At 46.8% G+C, this 19,973-nt stretch carries 21 protein-coding genes; 10 read left to right on the top strand and 11 right to left on the bottom strand.

From position 1 onward, the window contains the following. Positions 1-70 precede the first annotated feature (70 nt). Together moaA and QUA53_RS00710 are read left to right on the top strand one after the other, a co-directional pair. Complete coding sequence (gene moaA, locus QUA53_RS00715; protein ID WP_333094355.1) at positions 71-1,060, top strand: GTP 3',8-cyclase MoaA; 990 nt, start codon at positions 71-73, stop codon at positions 1,058-1,060. A 94-nt stretch (positions 1,061-1,154) separates the two neighbouring features. Next, positions 1,155-1,667, top strand: a complete 513-nt coding sequence (locus QUA53_RS00710; RefSeq protein WP_333094354.1) for a hypothetical protein — start codon at positions 1,155-1,157, stop codon at positions 1,665-1,667. Here QUA53_RS00710 and QUA53_RS00705 read toward each other — a convergent pair. Further along, entirely contained in the window at positions 1,587-1,781 is a 195-nt protein-coding gene (locus QUA53_RS00705) for a type II toxin-antitoxin system HicB family antitoxin (protein WP_333094353.1), read from the bottom strand. The genes QUA53_RS00710 and QUA53_RS00705 overlap by 81 nt on opposite strands. Positions 1,782-1,817: 36 nt before the next feature. Beyond that, positions 1,818-2,408 (bottom strand): Uma2 family endonuclease, encoded by a 591-nt coding sequence (locus tag QUA53_RS00700; RefSeq protein WP_333094352.1) that lies wholly within the window; start codon positions 2,406-2,408, stop codon positions 1,818-1,820. Between the two features lie 528 nt (positions 2,409-2,936). Here QUA53_RS00700 and QUA53_RS00695 point away from each other — a divergent pair. Together QUA53_RS00695 and QUA53_RS00690 are read left to right on the top strand one after the other, a co-directional pair. Next, positions 2,937-4,037: a hypothetical protein gene (locus QUA53_RS00695; RefSeq protein ID WP_333094351.1), complete on the top strand. Its 1,101-nt coding sequence runs from the start codon at positions 2,937-2,939 to the stop codon at positions 4,035-4,037. Between the two features lie 381 nt (positions 4,038-4,418). Continuing rightward, the gene (locus QUA53_RS00690; RefSeq protein WP_333248604.1) at positions 4,419-4,841 is read left to right on the top strand and encodes a hypothetical protein; all 423 of its coding nucleotides are present in this window, start codon (positions 4,419-4,421) and stop codon (positions 4,839-4,841) included. A gap of 151 nt (positions 4,842-4,992) precedes the next feature. On the opposite strand, the gene QUA53_RS00685 is transcribed toward QUA53_RS00690, so the two are convergent. After that, the gene (locus QUA53_RS00685; RefSeq protein ID WP_333094349.1) at positions 4,993-5,238 is read right to left on the bottom strand and encodes a hypothetical protein; all 246 of its coding nucleotides are present in this window, start codon (positions 5,236-5,238) and stop codon (positions 4,993-4,995) included. 89 nt (positions 5,239-5,327) lie between these two features. Here QUA53_RS00685 and QUA53_RS00680 point away from each other — a divergent pair, with 89 nt between their 5' ends. Continuing rightward, positions 5,328-5,471, top strand: a complete 144-nt coding sequence (locus QUA53_RS00680; RefSeq protein ID WP_333094347.1) for a hypothetical protein — start codon at positions 5,328-5,330, stop codon at positions 5,469-5,471. A 286-nt stretch (positions 5,472-5,757) separates the two neighbouring features. On the opposite strand, the gene QUA53_RS00675 is transcribed toward QUA53_RS00680, so the two are convergent. Both QUA53_RS00675 and QUA53_RS00670 read right to left on the bottom strand, forming a co-directional pair. After that, complete coding sequence (locus QUA53_RS00675) at positions 5,758-6,990, bottom strand: class I SAM-dependent methyltransferase (RefSeq protein WP_333094346.1); 1,233 nt, start codon at positions 6,988-6,990, stop codon at positions 5,758-5,760. Positions 6,991-7,050: 60 nt separating this feature from the next. Further along, on the bottom strand, positions 7,051-7,206 hold the full coding sequence (locus tag QUA53_RS00670; RefSeq protein WP_333094344.1) for a hypothetical protein: 156 nt from the start codon (positions 7,204-7,206) through the stop codon (positions 7,051-7,053). 467 nt (positions 7,207-7,673) lie between these two features. Here QUA53_RS00670 and QUA53_RS00665 point away from each other — a divergent pair, with 467 nt between their 5' ends. Then, positions 7,674-10,442 (top strand): phycobilisome rod-core linker polypeptide, encoded by a 2,769-nt coding sequence (locus QUA53_RS00665; RefSeq protein ID WP_333094343.1) that lies wholly within the window; start codon positions 7,674-7,676, stop codon positions 10,440-10,442. 108 nt (positions 10,443-10,550) lie between these two features. Here QUA53_RS00665 and QUA53_RS00660 read toward each other — a convergent pair whose 3' ends face one another. The 3 genes from QUA53_RS00660 to QUA53_RS00650 all read right to left on the bottom strand — a co-directional run bounded on the left by QUA53_RS00660 (position 10,551) and on the right by QUA53_RS00650 (position 13,329). Further along, on the bottom strand, positions 10,551-10,994 hold the full coding sequence (locus QUA53_RS00660) for a hypothetical protein (protein ID WP_333094342.1): 444 nt from the start codon (positions 10,992-10,994) through the stop codon (positions 10,551-10,553). Between the two features lie 388 nt (positions 10,995-11,382). Next, positions 11,383-11,835: a DUF732 domain-containing protein gene (locus tag QUA53_RS00655; RefSeq protein ID WP_333094341.1), complete on the bottom strand. Its 453-nt coding sequence runs from the start codon at positions 11,833-11,835 to the stop codon at positions 11,383-11,385. Positions 11,836-11,994: 159 nt separating this feature from the next. Then, the gene (locus QUA53_RS00650; RefSeq protein WP_333094340.1) at positions 11,995-13,329 is read right to left on the bottom strand and encodes an alkaline phosphatase PhoX; all 1,335 of its coding nucleotides are present in this window, start codon (positions 13,327-13,329) and stop codon (positions 11,995-11,997) included. A gap of 820 nt (positions 13,330-14,149) precedes the next feature. Here QUA53_RS00650 and QUA53_RS00645 point away from each other — a divergent pair. From QUA53_RS00645 to QUA53_RS00630, 4 genes are all read left to right on the top strand, one after another. After that, entirely contained in the window at positions 14,150-14,689 is a 540-nt protein-coding gene (locus QUA53_RS00645) for a type 1 glutamine amidotransferase domain-containing protein (protein ID WP_333094339.1), read from the top strand. Positions 14,690-15,185: 496 nt separating this feature from the next. Beyond that, positions 15,186-16,550: a P-loop NTPase fold protein gene (locus QUA53_RS00640; protein ID WP_333094337.1), complete on the top strand. Its 1,365-nt coding sequence runs from the start codon at positions 15,186-15,188 to the stop codon at positions 16,548-16,550. Between the two features lie 170 nt (positions 16,551-16,720). Continuing rightward, the gene (locus QUA53_RS00635) at positions 16,721-17,734 is read left to right on the top strand and encodes a shikimate dehydrogenase (protein ID WP_333094334.1); all 1,014 of its coding nucleotides are present in this window, start codon (positions 16,721-16,723) and stop codon (positions 17,732-17,734) included. A 107-nt stretch (positions 17,735-17,841) separates the two neighbouring features. Then, positions 17,842-18,273, top strand: coding sequence for a hypothetical protein (locus tag QUA53_RS00630; protein ID WP_190657424.1), 432 nt, complete (start codon positions 17,842-17,844; stop codon positions 18,271-18,273). A 260-nt stretch (positions 18,274-18,533) separates the two neighbouring features. Here the strand turns inward: QUA53_RS00630 and QUA53_RS00625 are convergent, their stop codons facing one another. The 3 genes from QUA53_RS00625 to QUA53_RS00615 form a co-directional block, all read right to left on the bottom strand. After that, the gene (locus QUA53_RS00625) at positions 18,534-18,821 is read right to left on the bottom strand and encodes a YggT family protein (protein WP_006631083.1); all 288 of its coding nucleotides are present in this window, start codon (positions 18,819-18,821) and stop codon (positions 18,534-18,536) included. A gap of 251 nt (positions 18,822-19,072) precedes the next feature. Continuing rightward, positions 19,073-19,396, bottom strand: coding sequence for a hypothetical protein (locus tag QUA53_RS00620; RefSeq protein ID WP_333071421.1), 324 nt, complete (start codon positions 19,394-19,396; stop codon positions 19,073-19,075). A 198-nt stretch (positions 19,397-19,594) separates the two neighbouring features. Next, entirely contained in the window at positions 19,595-19,969 is a 375-nt protein-coding gene (locus QUA53_RS00615; RefSeq protein WP_333094332.1) for a YkgJ family cysteine cluster protein, read from the bottom strand. Between the last annotated feature and the right edge of the window lie 4 nt (positions 19,970-19,973).

Genomic DNA, 19,973 nt, shown 5'->3' with positions numbered 1-19,973 from the left:
TTGCTCTCTATCAATAATTGCAGAAAATCGAGTCAGCATTTATAATTAAATAATATTACAAACTATTGACATGGATACCGTAGACTACCTTCGGATTAGCTTGATAGACCGCTGCAACTTCCGCTGTCTCTACTGTATGCCGGAAGGTAGCGAGTTGGACTATGTATTGCAGCAGCAGTTGTTAACTCACTCGGAATTGCTAACTCTGCTGCGCGAAGTTTTTATACCCGTGGGATTTACTAAGTTTCGTTTGACTGGTGGGGAACCGCTGCTGCGGCCTGGGGTGGTGGAATTGGTAAGGTCGATCGCCTCAATGCCGGAAACGCGAGATTTGTCAATGACAACTAATGGCTTTTTGTTGGCGGGAATGGCCGAAAATCTCTACAATGCTGGTTTGCGCCGGATTAATATTAGTTTGGATTCCTTGGAACCGGAGACTTTTGATAAGATAATTGGTAGTCGGGGACGATCGCGATGGACGCAGGTTTGGGAGGGAATTCAAGCGGCTTATCAAGCAGGATTCGACCCGCTGAAACTGAATGTTGTGGTAATTCCCGGTGTGAATGACAGCGAAATATTGGATTTAGCGGCGTTAACAATTAACCGGAATTGGCACGTTCGATTTATTGAGTTTATGCCGATCGGGAATGGGGATTTATTTGGCGATAAAGGTTGGGTAGCTTCGGCAGAATTGCGGCAACAAATTAGCGACAAATACGGGTTAGCCGAGTCGGGAGTGCGCGGTAACGGGCCGGCGGATGTGTTTCAAATTCCGGGGGCGAAGGGTACTTTAGGATTTATCAGCCAAATGTCCGAGTGTTTTTGCGATCGCTGCAACCGGATGCGTTTGTCTGCTGACGGGTGGCTGCGGCCTTGTCTGCTGAACGAAACGGGGCAAATTGACTTGAAAACTGCTTTACGGAATGGGGTGTCTACAGGCGAATTGCGCGATCGAGTGCGGCACATATTAGAGATGAAACCGGAGATTAATTTCAAACAGCGAGATTCGGGAACTACTCAAGGAAATTACAGCCGCACTATGTCTCAAATCGGCGGGTGATATCAATTCCGATTTTAGTATTCCCTCGATATTCTCTCCCCCTCTCTGTAATCTCTGCGTTCTCTGTGGTTAATTATAAATCAGGTATTTAACGATGAACATCATCTCGATCGCCATTTCAGACCTGCTGATGCTGAAGCTACAAAAAGTTGCTGCTGAGATGAATGTATCCATCGAAGAATTAGTCTTGATGAACATTGAAAGCTCGATCGCGCAACGAGAAAATCCCGCAGCAAATACCGATAGAGATATTTGCAATCAAAATGCTGAAATTGCGATCGAAGTAATTGACAAATTTTATAGTCTTGCTACGGAATGGCAGAGTGAAGTTGCGGGAATGTCTTCGACAGCTCAAATGTCTCAGCATCCTGCATATCAAGAAATTATTAAGATGGGTTCTCAAGTCGTGCCGCTGTTGCTATCGGAACTGAAAAAAAATCCCCTTTACTGGTTAGCTGCATTGAATGAAATTACGGGTGAAAATCCCATTAAACCGGAACAAAGGGGAAGGGTAAAACAGATGGCATCAGCTTGGATAGAGTGGGGTAAAGATCGAGGCTACGCGACTATTAGCAACATCGAGCCAACCGACCATCGCATCTTTTAAATTAGCCATCACTTCTTCCATAGTATCTCCTTCGGTAATGCACCCAGGAAGTGCAGGTACTTCAGCCCAATAGCCACCTTCTTCTGCGGGATGAATAATTGCTCTAGTTTTCATACATTTTCTACTTGTAAATTCCTTGTAAATCGGCGGCTAAAGCTCCCCTTCCAGGACTTGTTGAGCCGTCAAGTTCAACTGCGGAAAAGTCGGCGATATCAGCGCTTGTTCCCCTTGAAAAACCCCAACTTCGATATACTCACCTGATTCTAGTCGTAGTACCGCTACTATCTCCTCTTGAGGGTCAACAATCCAATATTCAGGGATACCCCGCGCTGCATATTGAGCTCGTTTACTAATGTAATCGCGATCGCGCCCAACTCTACCTGGACTAACAACCTCGACAACCAACTGAGGAGGTGGCATAGTTTGGGTGATGGTTAGCCTGGTTGCTGTCAGCAAGATGTGTTCGGGGCGCAAAACCACCAAATCTGGGTAGCGGTTAGCTGCGTCGCCCTCCCGCAATATAGGAACCTGGATTTCGCACAGGTGAAGTTTGATACACCGCCAAGGGATGCCAGTATTAACAAGCACTAAAAACAGATAGCTGACAATGGCGGTGTTGGGTTCGGATTCGGGTGGCAATGTTACTAACTCTCCGTCAATTAATTCGTAGCGATTGTCGGTGTCGTCCTCATAGGTGAGGTACTCTTCAAAGGTGAGTTTTTGCTTGCGGGCTTGTATCATCTTTTACCTTCCAGGATTTCTATTGTTATTAAAATATTTACACATCCGAGGGAAGCGGCGGCCGCAGTGATTTTCATTGAATTAACAAGCTGGGTAGCACTGTCCGATCGACACGGGGCGATCGTCTTGACACTTGCCACGGCTGACATGGGTGGCACGGCTCCAAAATTGCACCATATAGCGCCGTGTGGGTGAGTTTGAGGTGATTGGATGGTGAGGACTGCCACGGCTGGCACAATTGCACCTAACCACGGTTGGAGCGGTGGGAGTGTTGCGGGTCTAGCGCGGTCGCTCGGAGCGATCGGACTGTTGCCAGTGTCGGAGCGGTGGCGGTCTAGCTTTTTTGCGTCACACTCGCACGTTACAACAGCATACTTTTTTTAAAACTAAAATCGACAGAAAACCCGCCACGCTTAGGGTGTAGCGGGTTTAACAGGATTAAAGGGTTTACGTCAAGATATAGAATTACAATAGATTTTAAGTGCTGTCTCACTTTACTTTTCACAGTGTCTTTACATACTATAAGCTATGATGTTAAATTCTCTTTTAATTGTTCCAGAAAATAACTTAATATCAACTGTTGCCGATAAGGGTAAACCTATAAGAGATAAAATTGCTGCTTCAAACAATAAAAAAATCACTGAAAAATATGTTCAGTTGAGTCTTTTTGACGTTTATATTCAGCCCGATATTCAGCAACACTTAAATGATAATAATCTGTACTATGCTCGCACAAAAAATCTCTTAAATTTGTTAGAAGATGCGGAGGTTATTTGTTTTGATTGTAGAACAAATATTTACAAATTTATGTCATTTATGGAATCAGATAATCCCGACATAAAATTGAAGATAGGTAATATGTTGGGATATACAGCAGAAGCAATGGTCGTAAGAGAATGTAATAGTGATGTAAGTAAAAATGCTAAATGGGCTGATATCGCACGGCTTCTTAGAGAAGACAAAAATCCTATTACTAACTTTGTAAAAAAAATTTTTTGGTATCCTACTTTGCAAAACCCAAATAACTATAATGCGATAGGAACAGGTTTAGCAACAACAAAAAACACACAACATTGGAGAGGATGGTACTCTCGGCAGAGTGAGAGGGATATATGCTGGATTGATAGTGCGACAAAAGTAAAAGAATTATTGGTTCCTAATAATATAACTACAGGAAAACTAAAAAATGCTGGAATTCAACTAAAGGTAAGCACGAAGAGTGATGGTTGGTATGTCACTCAATATTTTAAAACTCAGTCCGTTCACACTCTATACCCTGTTGTTTATTTTGACTTAGGCGGTGATTTTGATAAAGTTAAAGACAAGTTACTTAACCTCTCGGCTTCTGATGTAAGAACAAATTCTTTATTCAGTGATAATGTCGAGTTTTCGGAAAAGTTTTCAAGGTCTGATATTGTTGAGATGATGTTGCGGCGAGGTCTAGATGTAGATAAGTCACTACACGAAGAGCTTTTGTACTATAAATCGATTTTTTATAAGTTAGCATCTGGTAAAATTCAATTGCGAGATTTGAGAAATGACGATAAAGTAATTTCTGGCTTGATGATCGACTATGCGGGAAAAAATGCTGTTCGTAATAGTTCCCTACTTACCATTCCTTATATCTGATGAACTATGTAACTGTAAAGGTTACAGGGCTTAGGCGGGGAAATTTGTGTTTCCCCGCCTAGCTTTTTTATAGGGGTTTGACGCTCTATCTCAGGAAATACTCTTAGGCCTTAGCCTGGGAACCGAGATCCAGAGGCTCTGCCTCGCTAACGGATAAAAATAAAAACAGGAGGCAGAGCGTCATGGAATGTGTTCGGACTGTCACACTGCTACGGCTGGCAGGGTTGGCAAGTTTGGCGATCGTTTCGCTGGCACGGTCGGAGCGGTGGGAGTGTTGGTAAGGTTGGAGCGGTTGCGGGTCTAGCTTTTTTACGTTAAACCTTCAGGTGTATAGGGTTTTTTGGTCAGGTGAGGTATATCGTTCTTATGTTTAAAAATCTTTTGATTGGTCTAATCTCTACTGCCGGAGTTTTCTTTCCTTCTTTTTCTGGTGGGAGCGTCGCTACTCCATTGCTCCAAGTTCAAAATCCCAACACATATCCAGAGGCTGACAAAAATGGAGACTACCGCATTGTCAACGGAAATAGTGGAGTCATGCCTTGGGTGTGGGAAGCGGTAGATCCAGAAGGTTTGAATGTTCGTTGTCAAGATAGGACTGGTCAAAGTAACCGATTGGATCAGCTTGATTTGCCCGTTGATAGAGTTATGCCACCTGGAGAAAGATTTGATACTGTTGGAATTTCTCTTGACCGACGGGGAAAACCTTGGCTATGGGTTGGTACTTCATTCAGTCGATTTCGCTGCTGGGTTAGAGCTAATACAAATTACGTCCGACCGATTCAAAGAATTAATCGCAACCTATAGCTTTTTTTGTTGGTCTTATTAACTGGTTCCCAGGCTAAGGCCTGGGAACCGAGCTCCAGAGGCTCTGCCTCGCTAACGGATAAAAACAAAAACAGGAGCCAGAGCCTCATGGAATGTGTTCCCAGGCTAAGGCCTGGGAACGAGCAAACGCCTACCCTTTGCGCTTCCGACGGCGAATCAGCACACTCATCACTTGCTTCGGATTAGCTGCACGTTGTACGGGACTCCAATCGCCAACTTGGGCAAATCCCAGGCGGTACAAAGTGAGTATGGTTTCCCTGACACCCTTGGGCGAACCTGTCACCGTTACACAAACCACATCCTGTTCCGATTCTGCTGCTGAGTCGTCATTTGGCCGATCGAATTTGTTGTCGTCAGGCAAGAATTCCTGTGACATAATTATGTTCTCCTGGTTTTGGGTTTTCTAGAAAAACCCAAAAACCCAGCCGCCCCGCATTTCAAGACATAGCAGGGCGGCTACAGAGGATGTTAAGATACTCCGTTAGCCTCCAGACTGCTGATACCAGTTTGGCGGTGAGCTGTCCATTGCTGCTACCAACAGCTTTGGGCAGTGCAACTAGATTTTTGGGCGACGCGGGCTACTTCCTCTACAAGCAAAGCAACCTCTAACTTCAAAGCGTAGCCGCAGACGGGGGCCTGTGTCAATCCATTTGGGATACTTCGACGCAGTAACTGGTTCCCAGGCTGTGGCCTGGGAACCGAGATCCAGAGGCTCTGCCTCGCTTGCCGACAAAAACAGGAGGCAGAGCCTCCTGGAATGCGTTCCCAGGCTGGAGCCGGGGAACGAGCAATGAACCGCGAGGCACGAAGGACGCGAAGGAAGAGAAAGAAAGAGATGCAGTTCTTCCTTCGCGCTCTTGGCGTCTTCGCGGTTCGTTCAAATAATCAAAAAGCACTATAATTTCGGTCTTAGCAAAATTAGCTGTTTTGATAAGATCGATCGCACTTCATCCAATCCCATCTCCACATTCCCCAAAATCTCCCCTATGCTTTTGCCAGACAGGCTTCCCTCTTTCTCCCCCCCTTGATAAGGGGGGGCTGGGGGGGGTGCACAAGCTTGCAAAAACTCAAATTCAGCACTTGACAAATTGACCAATTGGTAGTTGCAATCAAACACTTGTTGACTAGGCCAACCGTGCATACAACCACTCAACTCTGGAATTGCCGCTAACAGTGCCCTATCGTCCGACCAATCAATTTTATTAACAGGCTTTTTGCCCAAGAAAAACTCGTAATGAGTGATTTCCGTATCCAACAATTCAATTAATCGATAAAGCTCTCTTTCCGTCAAACCCTGAGCTCTTTCTATCAATTCCGGCGCTTTCCCCAAAAGTCTTTCTAACTGCCAATATCCCGGATTTGAGAAACCGATAAATTCCAATCCCGAAGCGTCAATTAACTCGAACAAAGTCTCAATATTGTAGTCAATTTCCTGCGGGTGAACGTACATATCAGCAAAACATTCGTCTCGCTGATTTTCTCCTGCCCAACGCTGTTTTTCGTACTTGACAAGACGGTTGTTTTCTGGTAAAGAAGCAAAGATTTGACGGCCGACTTTCACACCATCGGGATAGTCACCTTTTTGCTGGCCTTGGAGAAGTCCGATCGCCCTTTGCATGAGTTGAATTTCCCAGCGTCCGAGCTCAGCATACACAAAAATGTGCATCAAACCGCCCGCCGCCAACTTCGCCGCCAGCGCTTGAATGCCCCGGATCGGATCGGGTAAGTGGTGCAGCACTCCCACGCAGTTGATCAAATCAAACTCGCCCTCTAACTCGGCCGCATCGTACAAGCTGAGGTGGCGAAAATCTGCTTCCCGCGCTCCCGATCGCCGACACCGTTCTTGTGCTACCTTCAAAGCACCTTCACTCAGGTCGATCGCCGTTACCGAAGCTTCAGGATTGAGGTGAATCAGATAATCCGTACTCGAACCAGTGCCGCAGCCAGCATCTAAAATCCGAATATCGAGTTTTGGCGGCTTTTGGCCGGTGCAAAAATTGTAAGCATCAGGCCAACTCCAGCGCCAGTTGTACCCTGGGGGCGGTTCGTCGGACAAAGGATCGGGCGGGAAAGGGAAAGTATCGTACAGCCGCCGCACGGCAGCACTGATATCAGGCGTAGTATCCATAGGTGAGGTAATAGTGCGTGAGTTTTGAGATTGGTTGTCAGTAGCTACGGGCTAACAGCGCTAGGCCATGCACTTCTGTTGCTGCGTTACTCGCCACAAAAGTGTCGCTTCGCTGGCGTCGGGCAAGCCTGCAACAGAGCGATCGGGCGATCGACTAACCCCTGACAGCCAAGCCCTGACAGCTTCTGCGTAATAAAACTTATCATTTTTTCTCATATAAGCTCTCTTAAATCTATACAATAAATCTCGACAGGCTTTTTAACAAACAAGGACTGTCAATAACCCACCGCTGAACTGTCGGGTAAAGCGGAGGCGTCTTTCAGCAGAAAGTCAAAAGCCCCGAAACAGGCAGAAGAAAATTTTTGATTTTCTTTTCCTTTAATTCAAGGCACTGGCTGCAATCGCCCAAAGGCAACTCTCCTGCCGAGTCTTTTTTTCCACGGGTATACCGGCGGATCGCAGCGGAGGGAGTACCCCGTGCCTGCCTTCGGATCGGACATTTCCCCGCAGGCAGAAAGATGAAACCAAAACATTTTAATCTAAGAAAGTAAGCGCGCCCGAACCTCGTGACAGGTAAAGGCAAAAAGTAAACAAAGCAAAAATACCTACTTTGACCTGCATCAGAAGGCAAGGTTAGTCTGGTTAAATGCTGCAACTATTTGGATAGGGAGCTAAGGAGTCTAATGACTGTAAAGGCAAGTGGTGGAAGCTCGGTTGCGCGTCCGCAACTATATCAAACTGTACCGGTCGCAACAATTTCGCAAGCAGAACAGCAAGACCGCTTTCTACAGCGGGGCGAACTCAGCGAACTAGCAAGTTATTTCAGTTCCGGGGCTCTTCGGATCGATATCTCTGCGACGCTGACCCAAAACTCGGAACTGATAGTATCCCGCGCAGCCAACCGGATTTTTACCGGCGGTTCCCCGCTGGCATTTTTGGAAAGACCACAAGAACCTGCGATGGCTGTAGCAGGCGCGGCTCGCGGCGGCTCGGCGAATGTCTCTGAAGGCATGAAACTGGGAAATGTCACCTACGTAGAAAGCCGCGCTGGCGGCAACGGCGGTGGCGGCGGGTTCTTGGGGCTGGGAAATCTGTTTTCGGGCAACGGTGGCGGCTACAGCGGCCCAATCCCAGCAGGATTTCAGCCGATCAATGTCTCGCGCTACGGCCCGGGCAACATGACCAAATCTCTGCGCGACTTGAGCTGGTTTTTGCGCTACATCACCTACGCGATCGTAGCTGGCGACCCGAACATTATTTCGGTGAACGTGCGCGGATTGCGGGAAATCATCGAAAATGCTTGCTCTTCAGCGGCCACAATTGTGGCAATGCAGGAAATGAAGGCAGCATCTTTGGGCTATTTCCGAAACAATGCCGAGGCAAGTGCGATCGTCGGACAGTATTTCGACGTAGCAATTACCGAATTCAAAGCTCCCACACCTTCAGACAAGGTGCGGCAGCGCGAAAGCAACGACCAGCAAGGTCTACAACTGCCTCAAATCTACTTCAACGCAGCCGAGCGGCGATCGAAATTCGTCATGAAAACCGGTCTGTCTTCGGCAGAAAAGCTAGAAGTAATCAAAGCAGCTTACCGCCAAGTATTCGAGCGCGACATTAGCCGCGCATACAGCCAAAGCATTTCTGACTTGGAATCCAAGGTCAAAAATGGCGAAATCTCGATGAAAGAGTTTATTCGCCGCCTTGGTAAATCTCCTCTGTACCGTCAGCAATTCTACGAGCCGTTTGTCAACAGCCGCGCTGTAGAACTTGCCGCCCGTCACTTCCTAGGCCGCGGTTTGAGCTCGCGGGAGGAATTTAGCAAGTATTTTGCGATCGTCAGCAAAGGCGGCCTGCCAGCCCTCGTAGACGCGATGGTCTATTCCCAGGAATATTCCGATTACTTCGGCGAAGAAACAGTGCCTTACCTGCGCGGTTTGGGCCAAGAAGCTCAGGAGTGTCGCAACTGGGGCCCGCAAATTGATTTGTTCAATTTCAGCGCTCCGTTCCGCAAGGTTCCTCAGTTCATCACCTTGTTTGCCGGCTACAACCAGCCTCTGCCAGACCAGCACGTTTACGGTGTTGGCAATGACCCCTTAGAAATTCAGTTCGGCGCGATTTTCCCTAAAGAAACTCGCAACCCCAAGAGCCGTCCGGCTCCCTTCGGCAAAGACACTCGCCGCATCCTGATCCGTCAAGGTGCGGGGATTGACAATCAGTTGAGCAATCCGGCGGCTCGCGGTGCTGCTCCTGGTTCTCTGGGTCCCAAGGTCTTTAAATTAGACCAGTTACCGAGCAACTATGTTGCTTCCAAGAAAACTGCCCGCGGTGTCTCCAGCAGCTACAGCAATGCTTCCAGTGTCAAATATACCGAAAGTTCCACCCAAGCGGTGATTCGGGCAGCTTACCTGCAAGTGTTCGGTCGCGATGTGTTCGACGGCCAGCGCCAAAAGGTAGCGGAAATTAAGCTGGAAAACGGCGAGATTCCGATGCGCGAGTTTATTCGGATGTTGGCGAAGTCGGACGTGTTCCGCAATATGTACTGGAGCAAGCTCTACGTTTGTAAGGCGATCGAGTACATTCACCGCCGACTCCTGGGACGCCCTACCTACGGCCGTCAGGAAATGAACGCTTACTTTGACATTTGCGCTAAGAAGGGTTTCTACGCGCTCGTCGATAGCATCCTGGACAGCACGGAGTACAACGAAGCTTTCGGGGAAGATACAGTGCCCTACGAGCGCTATGTAACTCCCGGTGGTTTGTCGATGCGGACGATGCGATCGGGTTCCGTCGCTGAGCAAAATGTCCAAGCTCAGACGCCAGAAACTCCTCGGTTTATCGAACTCGGCACTGCGCTCGATCGGGGCGATTTCGAGTTACAAAATAGCCTCGCTCAAGGTGTCAGCAAGCGGCGCGAACAAACTAAGGTGTTCAAGCTGACGAATACTTCGGACAAAGTAGCTTTGAAAACTTTAATTCAAGCTGCTTACCGTCAAATTTTTGAGCGCGACATCAACCCGTATGTTGTGAAGAATGAATTCACGGCGCTCGAAAGCAAACTGGGCAACAAGGAAATCAATCTCAAGGAGTTCATTGAGGCTTTGGGTTGCTCGTCGCTGTACGTCAAACAGTTCTACGCACCTTACCCCAATACTAAGGTGATTGAGTTGGGAACCAAGCACTTCTTGGGCCGTGCTCCCCGCAATCAGGCGGAGATTCGGACTTATAACCAAATCTTGGCAAGTAAAGGGATTAAGGGCTTTATCAACGCGATGTTGAACAGCGTTGAATATGCTGAGGCTTTTGGTGAGGATACTGTTCCTTATCGTCGCTTCCCAACTCTACCGGCTGCTAATTTCCCCAATACTGAAAGACTGTACAACCAGTTGACTAAGCAGAATGGTGAGATTGTGGTTCCGAGTTTTGAGCCTGTGGCTGCGATCGACAGAAGCTAAATGGATTTGAGGTTTTAGATGTTAAATTAGCAAAAATTTAACATCTAAAATTAGTTGAAGGGCTGGTGTAATTGCTAGCCCTTTTTTATTACAAGTTTGAAGTAAAGCCTATTTTTCTATCCTTACATCAATGCTCTCAGAATCCCTAAGACTTATGTTTAGAGGCTCATCCTCAGTTTGTAGTCGCGCTGTAACCTCTATTTCTCCATCAATGGATACGTTAGAATCAGGCTTCCTATATTTAAGTTCTGCACACTCAAAATAGATAACAGATTCTAACAATGAAAGAAGATACTCTCTTAATTTCTTCAGATCGAAGTCCTCAATCAAAATTATGTGACCGCTTTTTAACTCAATTTCAATCTGGTCATATGTCCCCTCAAACTTTGTTCCAGGGTAATCAGCAATCTTTTTTCCGGTTAGTTGAGTGTAACGTTTGGCTAGCTTGCTATGAGGGTAAAGAGTCCCTATCTCTTTTGCTGTAAACTCGATAGATTGAATCTCAGTAATATCAAATATGTGAGTGTTGTTGAGGTTGATAAATTTTCCCATGCTGCTTCACCGAAAGACCTAGTAATAAACCCTTATCTAAGAATATCGAAAACTTTGATTTAGGCTGTGTCCGTTAGCTCATGGATTCTATAATACCGACTTTGCGAAGAATATTGTGGTTGATTTCGGGCCTTGCTGATTCACGGTATGAATCGACTTTTCGCTTGATGTTACAAAACTCACTATACTTGGATTATAGCAATTCTGAAATCTTCCATTCATACCTGTATTCAGCAACGCCTTCTCAGTTTACGCCATAACCGCCAAGGCGGTTGCTATACATGGCATAAAGACATCTGGTAAATCTAAGTGATTGTTAGCAAATGTTAGAAAAAGTCTTACACTTAATCAACCCTTTCTTCCTTTCAAAATCTAGTTACTTCCTTGCTCAGTCGTCAAACTCAGGGCAGTAATATTTAGGAGCCAAAGCGTTAAGTGCATCAACTTCAGCATTGCCTTGAGGTTGCAGCAAGTCGATCGACATTCCCGCACTGAGCGCATTACATATCCCGCGCGCACGTTCGATAGCGGCTTGGGGATTTCGCTGAACGCGAGACACGGCCTCGGATGAGGATGAATTGAGCCGTTTGCTCAACGATCGTTGGTAACTATTAAGAAAGTCTTGGTCATTGGGCTGTAAAGCGATCGGGCGGCCTCTGCCACTACTTCCACAAAGCTTACCTAAGTCGATCGTTCGACCATCACTCGTCTGTATATAGCAAACATAATCAACGGGTATTTGAGCGACTGAATCCCTAGATTGAGATAAATCAACGCCAAAGGCGATCGACACCATTAACAGAGTATAAAACACTCGTTTCGACTGGCGGACGTATTGCACGACTATTTAAACTCCCACAAACCGTTAAACTTTCATAAGCTTATAGAGAACCCACACCGGATGTTGCCACAATCCGGCGTGATTCACCATATTCTGCATAGTGCGAACATAAGAGCGTTTTACAAGCCAATAAAATGCTCGCACTATAAGGCAATAATGTTATGATCCTCGTTGAGACTTCCAAGGACCCCAAATGGCAAACGTGATGCCTGGGGTTTGGATATTAACGAACATAGTATTACCATCCGGCGAAAAGCAGGCTCCCGCAAACTCGCTATCGTTGATAGCATTTTTTGCCAGACGATACAGTTCCCCGTTGGGAGTTACGCCCACTACGAACTGCTCATCATTGCCATCTTCGCAAATGATCAGATCGCCATGAGGTGCCACAACAATGTTGTCAGGGCCATCGAGTTCGTCAGCCGATTTAGCCTCAACAAAAAGTTCGATCGTATCTCGATCGGGAAGATATCGCCAAACCTGACCAAATCCGTTGGGTCTGCCATTAGCGTCAACAGAGCCACCGTTCGTACAACAGAAGTAAACTTCACGATTGCCGTACCAGATGCCTTCCCCACGAGCAAACTGGGCAGCACCTTTACCGAAACCTTCGACCCGTACCGTATCCGTAGCAGGGTCAGGATTGTCAATTGTCACCCATTCCACCGGCATCGGTTGGCCCTTGGGAAAGCCTGCAAAAGTCTTTGCCTGAGGCATATTCTTAATCTTCAGGGCTTGCAGAGTGCCCCCTGCGCTTAAATTGTTTGGTTGAGATCGCAGAAAGCGATAGAAAAGGCTATCTCTTTGGTCTTCAGTCTCGTAGACAATTCCGGTTTTGGGGTCGATCGCCACAGCTTCATGGTTAAACCGTCCCATCGCAACTAAAGGTACGGGATTCACAGGAACTGTTGCCTGAGCCGGAACTTCAAAGTTGTAGCCGTGAGATTTCGAGACATTTGTCGGATTGCCTGGTTTATTAGTCGCCAGAGTCGAGGTATTCTCCTCGCAAGTAATCCAAGAACCCCAGGGAGTCGGGCCGCCCGCACAATTTCGATAGGTGCCACTAAGCGAAGCGTAGTGGTTGACGAGCTGACGATTGGGTCCAACCTGTAGTGTTGTTGTCCCCCCTTTGCAAAGAGGATCGTAAGGATTGGGACCCACAACTTGTGTTGTAGAATTCGGGCTCAGTTCGTGATTGCGAACCAGAATCACCGTGTTTTGGGGACCTGGGAAAGCCGCCATGCCATCGTGACCACCGGGAACAGGGGAACCATCGCTCATCATTTCGCCGGTTCGTGAAAAAGCCCGATACTGAAACCCACGAGGTAAATCTAACAATCCATTCGGATCGGGTACGAGGGGCCCATACCCTCCCCCAAATACTGACTGACCATTCGCCTTTCTGGCATAAAGCGCTTCTAGAGGAGACATCATCAAAGTGCCAGCAGCACTCGCTCCTGCCAAGGTAAAAAACTTTCGTCGTGATAGTTGCATCAGCTTTTCCGGTGAATTAAACATAGCATACTAAACCTGCATCAAGACCAAGATAAGGTTGGTTTAACTTCTCATTAAGGTTGTCTCATAGCTGTTCAAAGTCAATCCCAGCGGCTCGTAACTTCTCGGCGAACCTGGCTGTTCGTTGCTCTGTTTGTTCAGGCCGTTGACGTTTTTTTCATTAGGGAGTTGTAGGGTGGAAAGCACGTTAATCAGCTTTATACAAAGACATTTTTGTAATGGAAATGTATGTCTATTCTATTGTCAAACTTTAGGATACTTCACTAACATTTATGAGGATTTAGTTGCGACCTTTATTTTTTAGTTTCGCTATTTTCTACTTTTTTTTAACAGCTTCTATTTCTTCAACCTCTACCCGGATAATAGCCGTTTCAAATTCTACGCCCACAACTCGGCTGACTTCGAGTATTTCTACAAAACTGGCACATTGAGATAGCGGTTGGCAATTGGATGCAGTACACCCCAAACGAGGAGCTTCTTCTTTTCGGCATTCTGAGCCTGTACGTCATCCTAATGAGAACCGCTATAAAGTCCTAATTCTCGTTCGCAAGCAGTGCCTGGTAACGCATATCCAGAGGCTTAGCCTCGCGTTGATAGAATTATTGAAATTGGTAAAATTCTAACATCCGTTTGATTTTTGGCAACTGTCTTTCAGATTTTCGGAAAGCCAGCCAGATGCGATTGGTAACAGTCTGTGCAGGTTTGAGAACAAGTATCAAGCGATTTTATTTCACCCAATCTGCACACAAGTAGTCGGGAAGAACGCTAAAGCCAAATCCCAATACAACCGCTTGTCTAATTGGTATTAAATCGGGTACAATCAGTTTCGGATGAACGTCAATTCTTCTGTCAAATACAACTCGCCAAAAGCGGCGGTCTGCCGGTGGCGCGAGTGGAAAATACTCTCAATCCTGCACAAATTGACGCCGCAGAATATGGCGCTATTTTCTACGCTGGGGGACACGGTACAATGTGGGATTTTGCGGATAACCAGGAACTTGCTGCGATTGCTGCTGCTATTTACGAAGCAGGTGGCGTTGTCGGTGCTGTCTGTCACGGGCCGGCGGCGTTAGTTAATCTTAAGTTGTCTGATGGTGAGTACCTGGTTGCAAATAAGACTGTGGCTGCTTTTACTAATGAAGAGGAAGCCACTGTGGGATTGACTGAAATAGTGCCGTTTTTGCTGGAGTCAAAATTAATTGAACTCGGGGCTAATTTTACGAAAGTTCCTAATTTTGAAGTTTGCGTTGTTGCGAGCGAGAGGCTCGTCACAGGCCAAAATCCCGCTTCGGCAGCAGGTGTCGGTCACAAAATGGTAGAATTGCTCAAAAATAAGTAGGTCGCTCTAATTAAATGTAAAACGCTTTTCTATTTGATCCCCGACTTCTTTGAGAAGTCGGGGATCTGGGTATATAGATCTAATACCGACCCTTTTTGTATTCGGTTAACCGTACTCAAAGAGCAACTGTGATCCGAGAACATTACTGCCAAATTTTCGTCTGTGATGCCAATGAATTCGCGCTCGCTGTACGAGGATAAATTACTTATTTATGGGGGTATTAGTGAATTCCATTCATTCCAAGTACGCAAAAATTAGGTATAATTGGTTAGCGCGTATTATGATAAAATTTTCCAAAAATAATACCACGCTAGGTCATATCAAAAGCGCGAGAGTGATGAGTCATTGCCCATCTCAAATCTCAAATTGTATGAGCTACATCAAGATATCGATCGCAAAATAAAACAGCAGAATAAACTGGCAACTTGTTCTGATTAGTAAAGTAGCTAAACGAATAAGGTATTAGGGCATAATGTTGTGAAAGATGGAACAGGGTATGGAACTAAATTTACAGAAATTTTATAGCGCCTGCAATCCCAGCTACACCCTGGCAGTAGCAAATCAACAAGACCGACAATACTATATCGATTTCTCTTCAGTGCGGGGCGGCACAATCGTCGAACAATTGGAGCGCACCATCAGCCGTCTGTCCCCCGATGCACCTACCTGTCAATTATTCACCGGTCACATCGGCTCTGGTAAATCAACAGAATTGCTGCGGCTGCAAGCTCAATTGCAGCAACAAGGATTTCATGTTGTTTACTTTGAGTCGAGTAAAGACTTAGACATGGCAGATGTAGATATCACTGACATTTTGTTGAGCGTTGCTCGTCAGGTGAGCGAAAGCATTGAGAAAATGAAAATCAAGCTGCAACCGACGGGTTTTAAAGCTTTGCTCAAAGGGGTTGCTGATGTTTTTCAAACTCAAATCGACTTGAGCGCTGAAGCTAATATCCCTGGTGTTGGGGAAATAAATGCCAGCACGGAAGGAGAGTTTTCTCTGGCGTTGGGAATTGGCAAAATTACTGCTAAGGCGAAAGATGCTCCGAATCTGCGATCGGAGTTGAGGCAATATTTGGAGCCGCGAACTAACGTAATTTTAGATGCGCTGAATAAGGAGTTGCTAGAACCGGCTAATCAAGAACTCAAGCGCCAAGGGAAACAAGGACTTGTAGTAATTATCGACAATCTCGATCGCATACACCTGTGCGCGAAACCGACGGGGCGGCTGCAGCCGGAATACCTGTTTGTCGATCGCGGCGAACAATTGGCAAGACTAAATTGCCACGTCGTGTATACAATTCCTTTGGTGCTGATTTTCTCTAACGATTTGGGCCAGTTGACCAATCGCTTTGGGGTAGATCCGAAGGTTTTGCCGATGGTGCCGGTGCAGTTGAGCGACGGTTCTGAGTGCTCTGAGGGTGTGGAATTGCTGCGGCAGATGGTTCTGGCGCGGGCCTTTCCGACGGTGCATCCTTCGCAGCGCTATGTTTTGGTGGGCAAAGTTTTCGACTCTGCGGAAACTCTCGATCGCCTGTGTCGAGTCAGCGGCGGTCATGTCCGCAATTTGCTGCAACTGCTGTATGGCTGTCTGCAGAAACAAGACCCTCCTCTGTCGCGGGAAACTTTGGAAAATGTGATCGTCCAGCGCCGCCACCAGCTTACTTTGGCGATCGAACCGGATGAGTGGAAATTGCTGCGCCAAGTATCCGCTACCAAAACTGTGAACGGGGAAACTAAATACCAAATATTGCTGCGGAGTCTCTGGGTGTTTGAATACCGTTACGGCGAGGATTACTGGTTTGATGTCAATCCGATTTTGGCTGACGCCAAAGAGTTTCGGGAAACAGTTGAGAGTTGAGAGTTGACAGTTGACGGTTTACAGTCACTCGGCGAGGAAAATCGCTTCTGAACGAACGAAGTTCACTCCTAGCCGACTAAAGAATAAGGGCCCAACTGTAGCAGGATGTGGTATTAAAACTAACAAAACTCAACAGTTAACAGTCAACAGTCAACAGTCTACTAACAAAAATGATTAAAGGCACTACTAAACTTTTGGGAGTAATTGGTCATCCCGTCGAACATTCTCTGTCGCCGGCGATGCACAATGCTGCTATTTCCCACTTGGGAGTCGATTTTGTTTACCTGCCGTTTCCGGTAAAACCAGGGGATTTAAAAGCTGCTCTTGCAGGATTTGCGGCGATCGGCGTTCGGGGATTTAGCATCACGATTCCGCACAAACAAGCAATCTTACCGCTTTTGTCGGAAGTTTCCCCGATCGCCCGAGCGATCGGCGCAGTCAATACCGTATACCTGACTGACAAAGGTTGGTGCGGCACAAATACTGACGTTGAAGGCTTTCTCGCGCCGCTGCAAACCCCCCCAACCCCCCCTTACCAAGGGGGGGCTAAAGACGCGATTTCTGCCTTAGAAAAGCGCAATACGGCTGTTGAATCCTCTCCCCCCCCTTACGAAACACGGGCTGTTGAATCCTCTCCCCCCCCTTACCAAGGGGGGGCTAGGGGGGGTTCCGATTGGAGTCAGAAAGTAGCGGTAATTTTGGGGAATGGCGGGGCGGCGAGAGCTGTTGTGGCTGGATGCGCTCAATTGGGATGTGCAGAGATTCACGTTGTCGGCCGCAACGAACAAAATTTAGCGGAATTTCAGCAGAGTTGGAGCAATTCTCCGATGCCCGTGCAGAATTTGCACGTCCATACTTGGGATAATTTGTCCATGTTAATCTCGCAGGCAGATTTGCTGGTGAACACGACGCCTGTGGGGATGTATCCGCAGGGGGAAAAGTCGCCGGTTGCGGCTGGTGAGATCGATCGAATTTCAGCAGGTGCGATCGTCTATGATTTAATTTACACCCCTAATCCTACGCAGTTTCTCAAAGATGCACATCTTCGGGGAGCGCGAGCTATTGACGGACTCGAAATGCTAGTTCAACAAGGAGCAGCCGCCTTAAAAATTTGGCTGGATAAAGAATCCGTCCCAGTCGATGTGATGCGCCAAGCCTTGCGACAGCATTTAGGTCTAGACTAATGCCATTTTTTCAAAAAGTAGCTGTAGTTTTCCGAATTCCTATAAGTAGAAATTTGAGGCTGAATTCGCGCTAAGCTGAGAATTAAAATATACTTGCCCCGCCATTTATGAAATTTCGAGCTATCAGCCTTTTTTTTGCTACTTGCCTAATCGGAATTTTTAGTTTGGTATTCACTCCACCTGCTTGGGCTCTGACGCAGATTAAACTTTCCGACCTTTCTTATCGCGAATGTCCTGCCGAAATGGGAGAAGGAACAGTCACCAGCGGCAGTTCTATGGAAGCTACCTGCTTTTTGATTACTGGGAAAGCTGAAAATAGCACCGGCAAACCAGTTGTCAATGCCGATATTTTTGGCCGAATTTATGATGCCGACGACAATCCGGTGATGCAAAATCGCACTCGCTTGGGTTCTATAGAAGAAGTTCCTCCCGGAGTTAGCGATTTTCAGCTCAGAATTTCGGTTGCCGCCAATCAACGAACACCTTTGAAGCTCAAGCAATTTAAAGCTACAGGTTTTACTGGCGTGGTTCGCCGCTAACGAAACTCTTTGAGATTTTAGATTGCTGAGAAAGAGATTTTGGGTTAGCTGCCCGTGAAACCGCGTAGCAGTTTTAGATTTGAGATTTTCGATTTGAGATTGTTGAGTGGCTGGCAATTTCTCATTTCTAATGTACGATGAACTCCCCAGCTTTTCAACCGGGGAGTTCATCTAAAAATGTCAAATCTAAAATTTAGTTGCAGGCAGCTAAGTCTGCCAAACAATTTACGCTTGATGCTTAAAAACTTAAGCTTTTCAAACTACAAGGATGTTTGCAAGCTGGTCAAAAGACCGATCAAGAATTCCGAGCCGAACTGAAGTACAAAAAACGCAATCAGTGGTGAAAAGTCAATCCCTCCCAAGGGGGGGATAATCGATCGGAATAGATTTAGGTAAGGATCTGTTAACTGACTCAAAATCGAAAACGGGGGATCGTACCAATTGATATTGGGGAACCAGCTTAACAGCACCCGAAAAATCATCAGGACTAGATAGATTTGCAGAAATGTCGCTAGCGTGGTTGCCAAAAGGCCTATTGAAGAACTCATAAATTTTGCTTGTAGTTTGAGTAAAGTTTACAGACACTTTAACTGTGAGTTTAGCATAGCTGGGGGAGTGAGAGGAGCGAGATGCCGAGAGGGGGAGCATCAGGCTTTTTACGGGCGGGCAGGATAGGATACCCACCCCACAATAAAATTCACTCTTTGTGGAACATACCCAAAAGCCAGTTCTTGAGAATGGCGCAAGATGTTAGTAGCCCCCATGGAGCTGCCAGACTAATCTAAAATTTTAAATGGATTCAGGAGTCTGGGGCGATCGATCCCTCGCTGCCTGGCGCCGGCGCGTTGCCGTTTACGTCTCCGAGTTGCAGCCGCACGTCATCTATTGCCTGATTTAGTTGGGCAATTTTATCTTCTAAACTCAGCCTTGCTACTTCCATCCCTTCGGCTTCGAGTTGGCTGGCTTTCCTCTGGCGGATTTTTCTGGTTTTTGCGTCTGAAGGTTCACTCAGCAAAGCTTCAGCAGCGCGCCGCGACAGCACCGCACCCAAAACTGCACCCACCAAGCCGCCAAGGGCAGCTCCGGCAATAAATCCCCCTGTAAAACCCTCTCGATTACTCATAGCTCAACTCAACTGCGCGATATTTCCTTGATTTGTTTATTTTGACACTCTCTCGGTGAGAAACCAGGAGATTGTTAGTTGTCAGGTAGGCGTTGGAAAATTTGAGGAGGATGGTTGTGGGGTGTCCCGCCTGCTGTGAAAATACACGCCTTCGGGCTCATGGGCCCATCTCCCAAAACAATCCAAATCATCCGGCAATTATGAAACACCGTCAGGTAAGGCGAGAATTCCGACTTCAGAGTTAAAGCGGATCATTTCCAAAGATCGATCGCCATAAATATCTTCAATGTGTTCCAAGCAGCAGTCGATCGCGAAATCGTTTAATTGGGCCGGCTCAACGCCGTACATTTCCTCAAACACCTCTGAGTCTACCCGACAAAAGCGCGGTCGATCGGCATAAATTCCGCATTCTCTGGTCGATTTGTCAAAATTTATACACCAACCGTCATCTCCGACTAAGGTCAAGTAGAGCGATAATTCGTCTTCAGATAAATACTCGTCTAAGTCAGGGCGCTCTGTTGGGTCGAGGTAACAACAAGCACCGCACTGCTTTACGCAACGCCAAGTAGCCATAGTG

This window comes from Microcoleus sp. Pol12B3, assembly GCF_036701355.1.
Taxonomy (GTDB): Bacteria; Cyanobacteriota; Cyanobacteriia; order Cyanobacteriales; family Microcoleaceae; genus Microcoleus.
The sequence above is the reverse complement of the archived record's forward strand: the minus strand, read 5'-3'. Positions and strand labels throughout refer to the sequence as shown.

Coding starts and splice junctions, on each gene's coding strand:
- QUA53_RS00680 (WP_333094347.1), top strand. CDS start 5,328: ATGTTAAGATACTCCGTTAGCCTCCAGACTGCTGATACCAGTTTGGCG.
- QUA53_RS00630 (WP_190657424.1), top strand. CDS start 17,842: ATGAAATTTCGAGCTATCAGCCTTTTTTTTGCTACTTGCCTAATCGGA.
- QUA53_RS00640 (WP_333094337.1), top strand. CDS start 15,186: ATGGAACTAAATTTACAGAAATTTTATAGCGCCTGCAATCCCAGCTAC.
- QUA53_RS00620 (WP_333071421.1), bottom strand. CDS start 19,396: ATGAGTAATCGAGAGGGTTTTACAGGGGGATTTATTGCCGGAGCTGCC.
- QUA53_RS00670 (WP_333094344.1), bottom strand. CDS start 7,206: ATGAGAAAAAATGATAAGTTTTATTACGCAGAAGCTGTCAGGGCTTGG.
- QUA53_RS00660 (WP_333094342.1), bottom strand. CDS start 10,994: ATGGGAAAATTTATCAACCTCAACAACACTCACATATTTGATATTACT.
- QUA53_RS00665 (WP_333094343.1), top strand. CDS start 7,674: ATGACTGTAAAGGCAAGTGGTGGAAGCTCGGTTGCGCGTCCGCAACTA.
- QUA53_RS00695 (WP_333094351.1), top strand. CDS start 2,937: ATGATGTTAAATTCTCTTTTAATTGTTCCAGAAAATAACTTAATATCA.
- QUA53_RS00705 (WP_333094353.1), bottom strand. CDS start 1,781: ATGAAAACTAGAGCAATTATTCATCCCGCAGAAGAAGGTGGCTATTGG.
- QUA53_RS00675 (WP_333094346.1), bottom strand. CDS start 6,990: ATGGATACTACGCCTGATATCAGTGCTGCCGTGCGGCGGCTGTACGAT.
- QUA53_RS00700 (WP_333094352.1), bottom strand. CDS start 2,408: ATGATACAAGCCCGCAAGCAAAAACTCACCTTTGAAGAGTACCTCACC.
- QUA53_RS00685 (WP_333094349.1), bottom strand. CDS start 5,238: ATGTCACAGGAATTCTTGCCTGACGACAACAAATTCGATCGGCCAAAT.
- QUA53_RS00650 (WP_333094340.1), bottom strand. CDS start 13,329: ATGCAACTATCACGACGAAAGTTTTTTACCTTGGCAGGAGCGAGTGCT.
- QUA53_RS00615 (WP_333094332.1), bottom strand. CDS start 19,969: ATGGCTACTTGGCGTTGCGTAAAGCAGTGCGGTGCTTGTTGTTACCTC.
- QUA53_RS00625 (WP_006631083.1), bottom strand. CDS start 18,821: ATGAGTTCTTCAATAGGCCTTTTGGCAACCACGCTAGCGACATTTCTG.
- QUA53_RS00710 (WP_333094354.1), top strand. CDS start 1,155: ATGAACATCATCTCGATCGCCATTTCAGACCTGCTGATGCTGAAGCTA.
- QUA53_RS00635 (WP_333094334.1), top strand. CDS start 16,721: ATGATTAAAGGCACTACTAAACTTTTGGGAGTAATTGGTCATCCCGTC.
- moaA (WP_333094355.1), top strand. CDS start 71: ATGGATACCGTAGACTACCTTCGGATTAGCTTGATAGACCGCTGCAAC.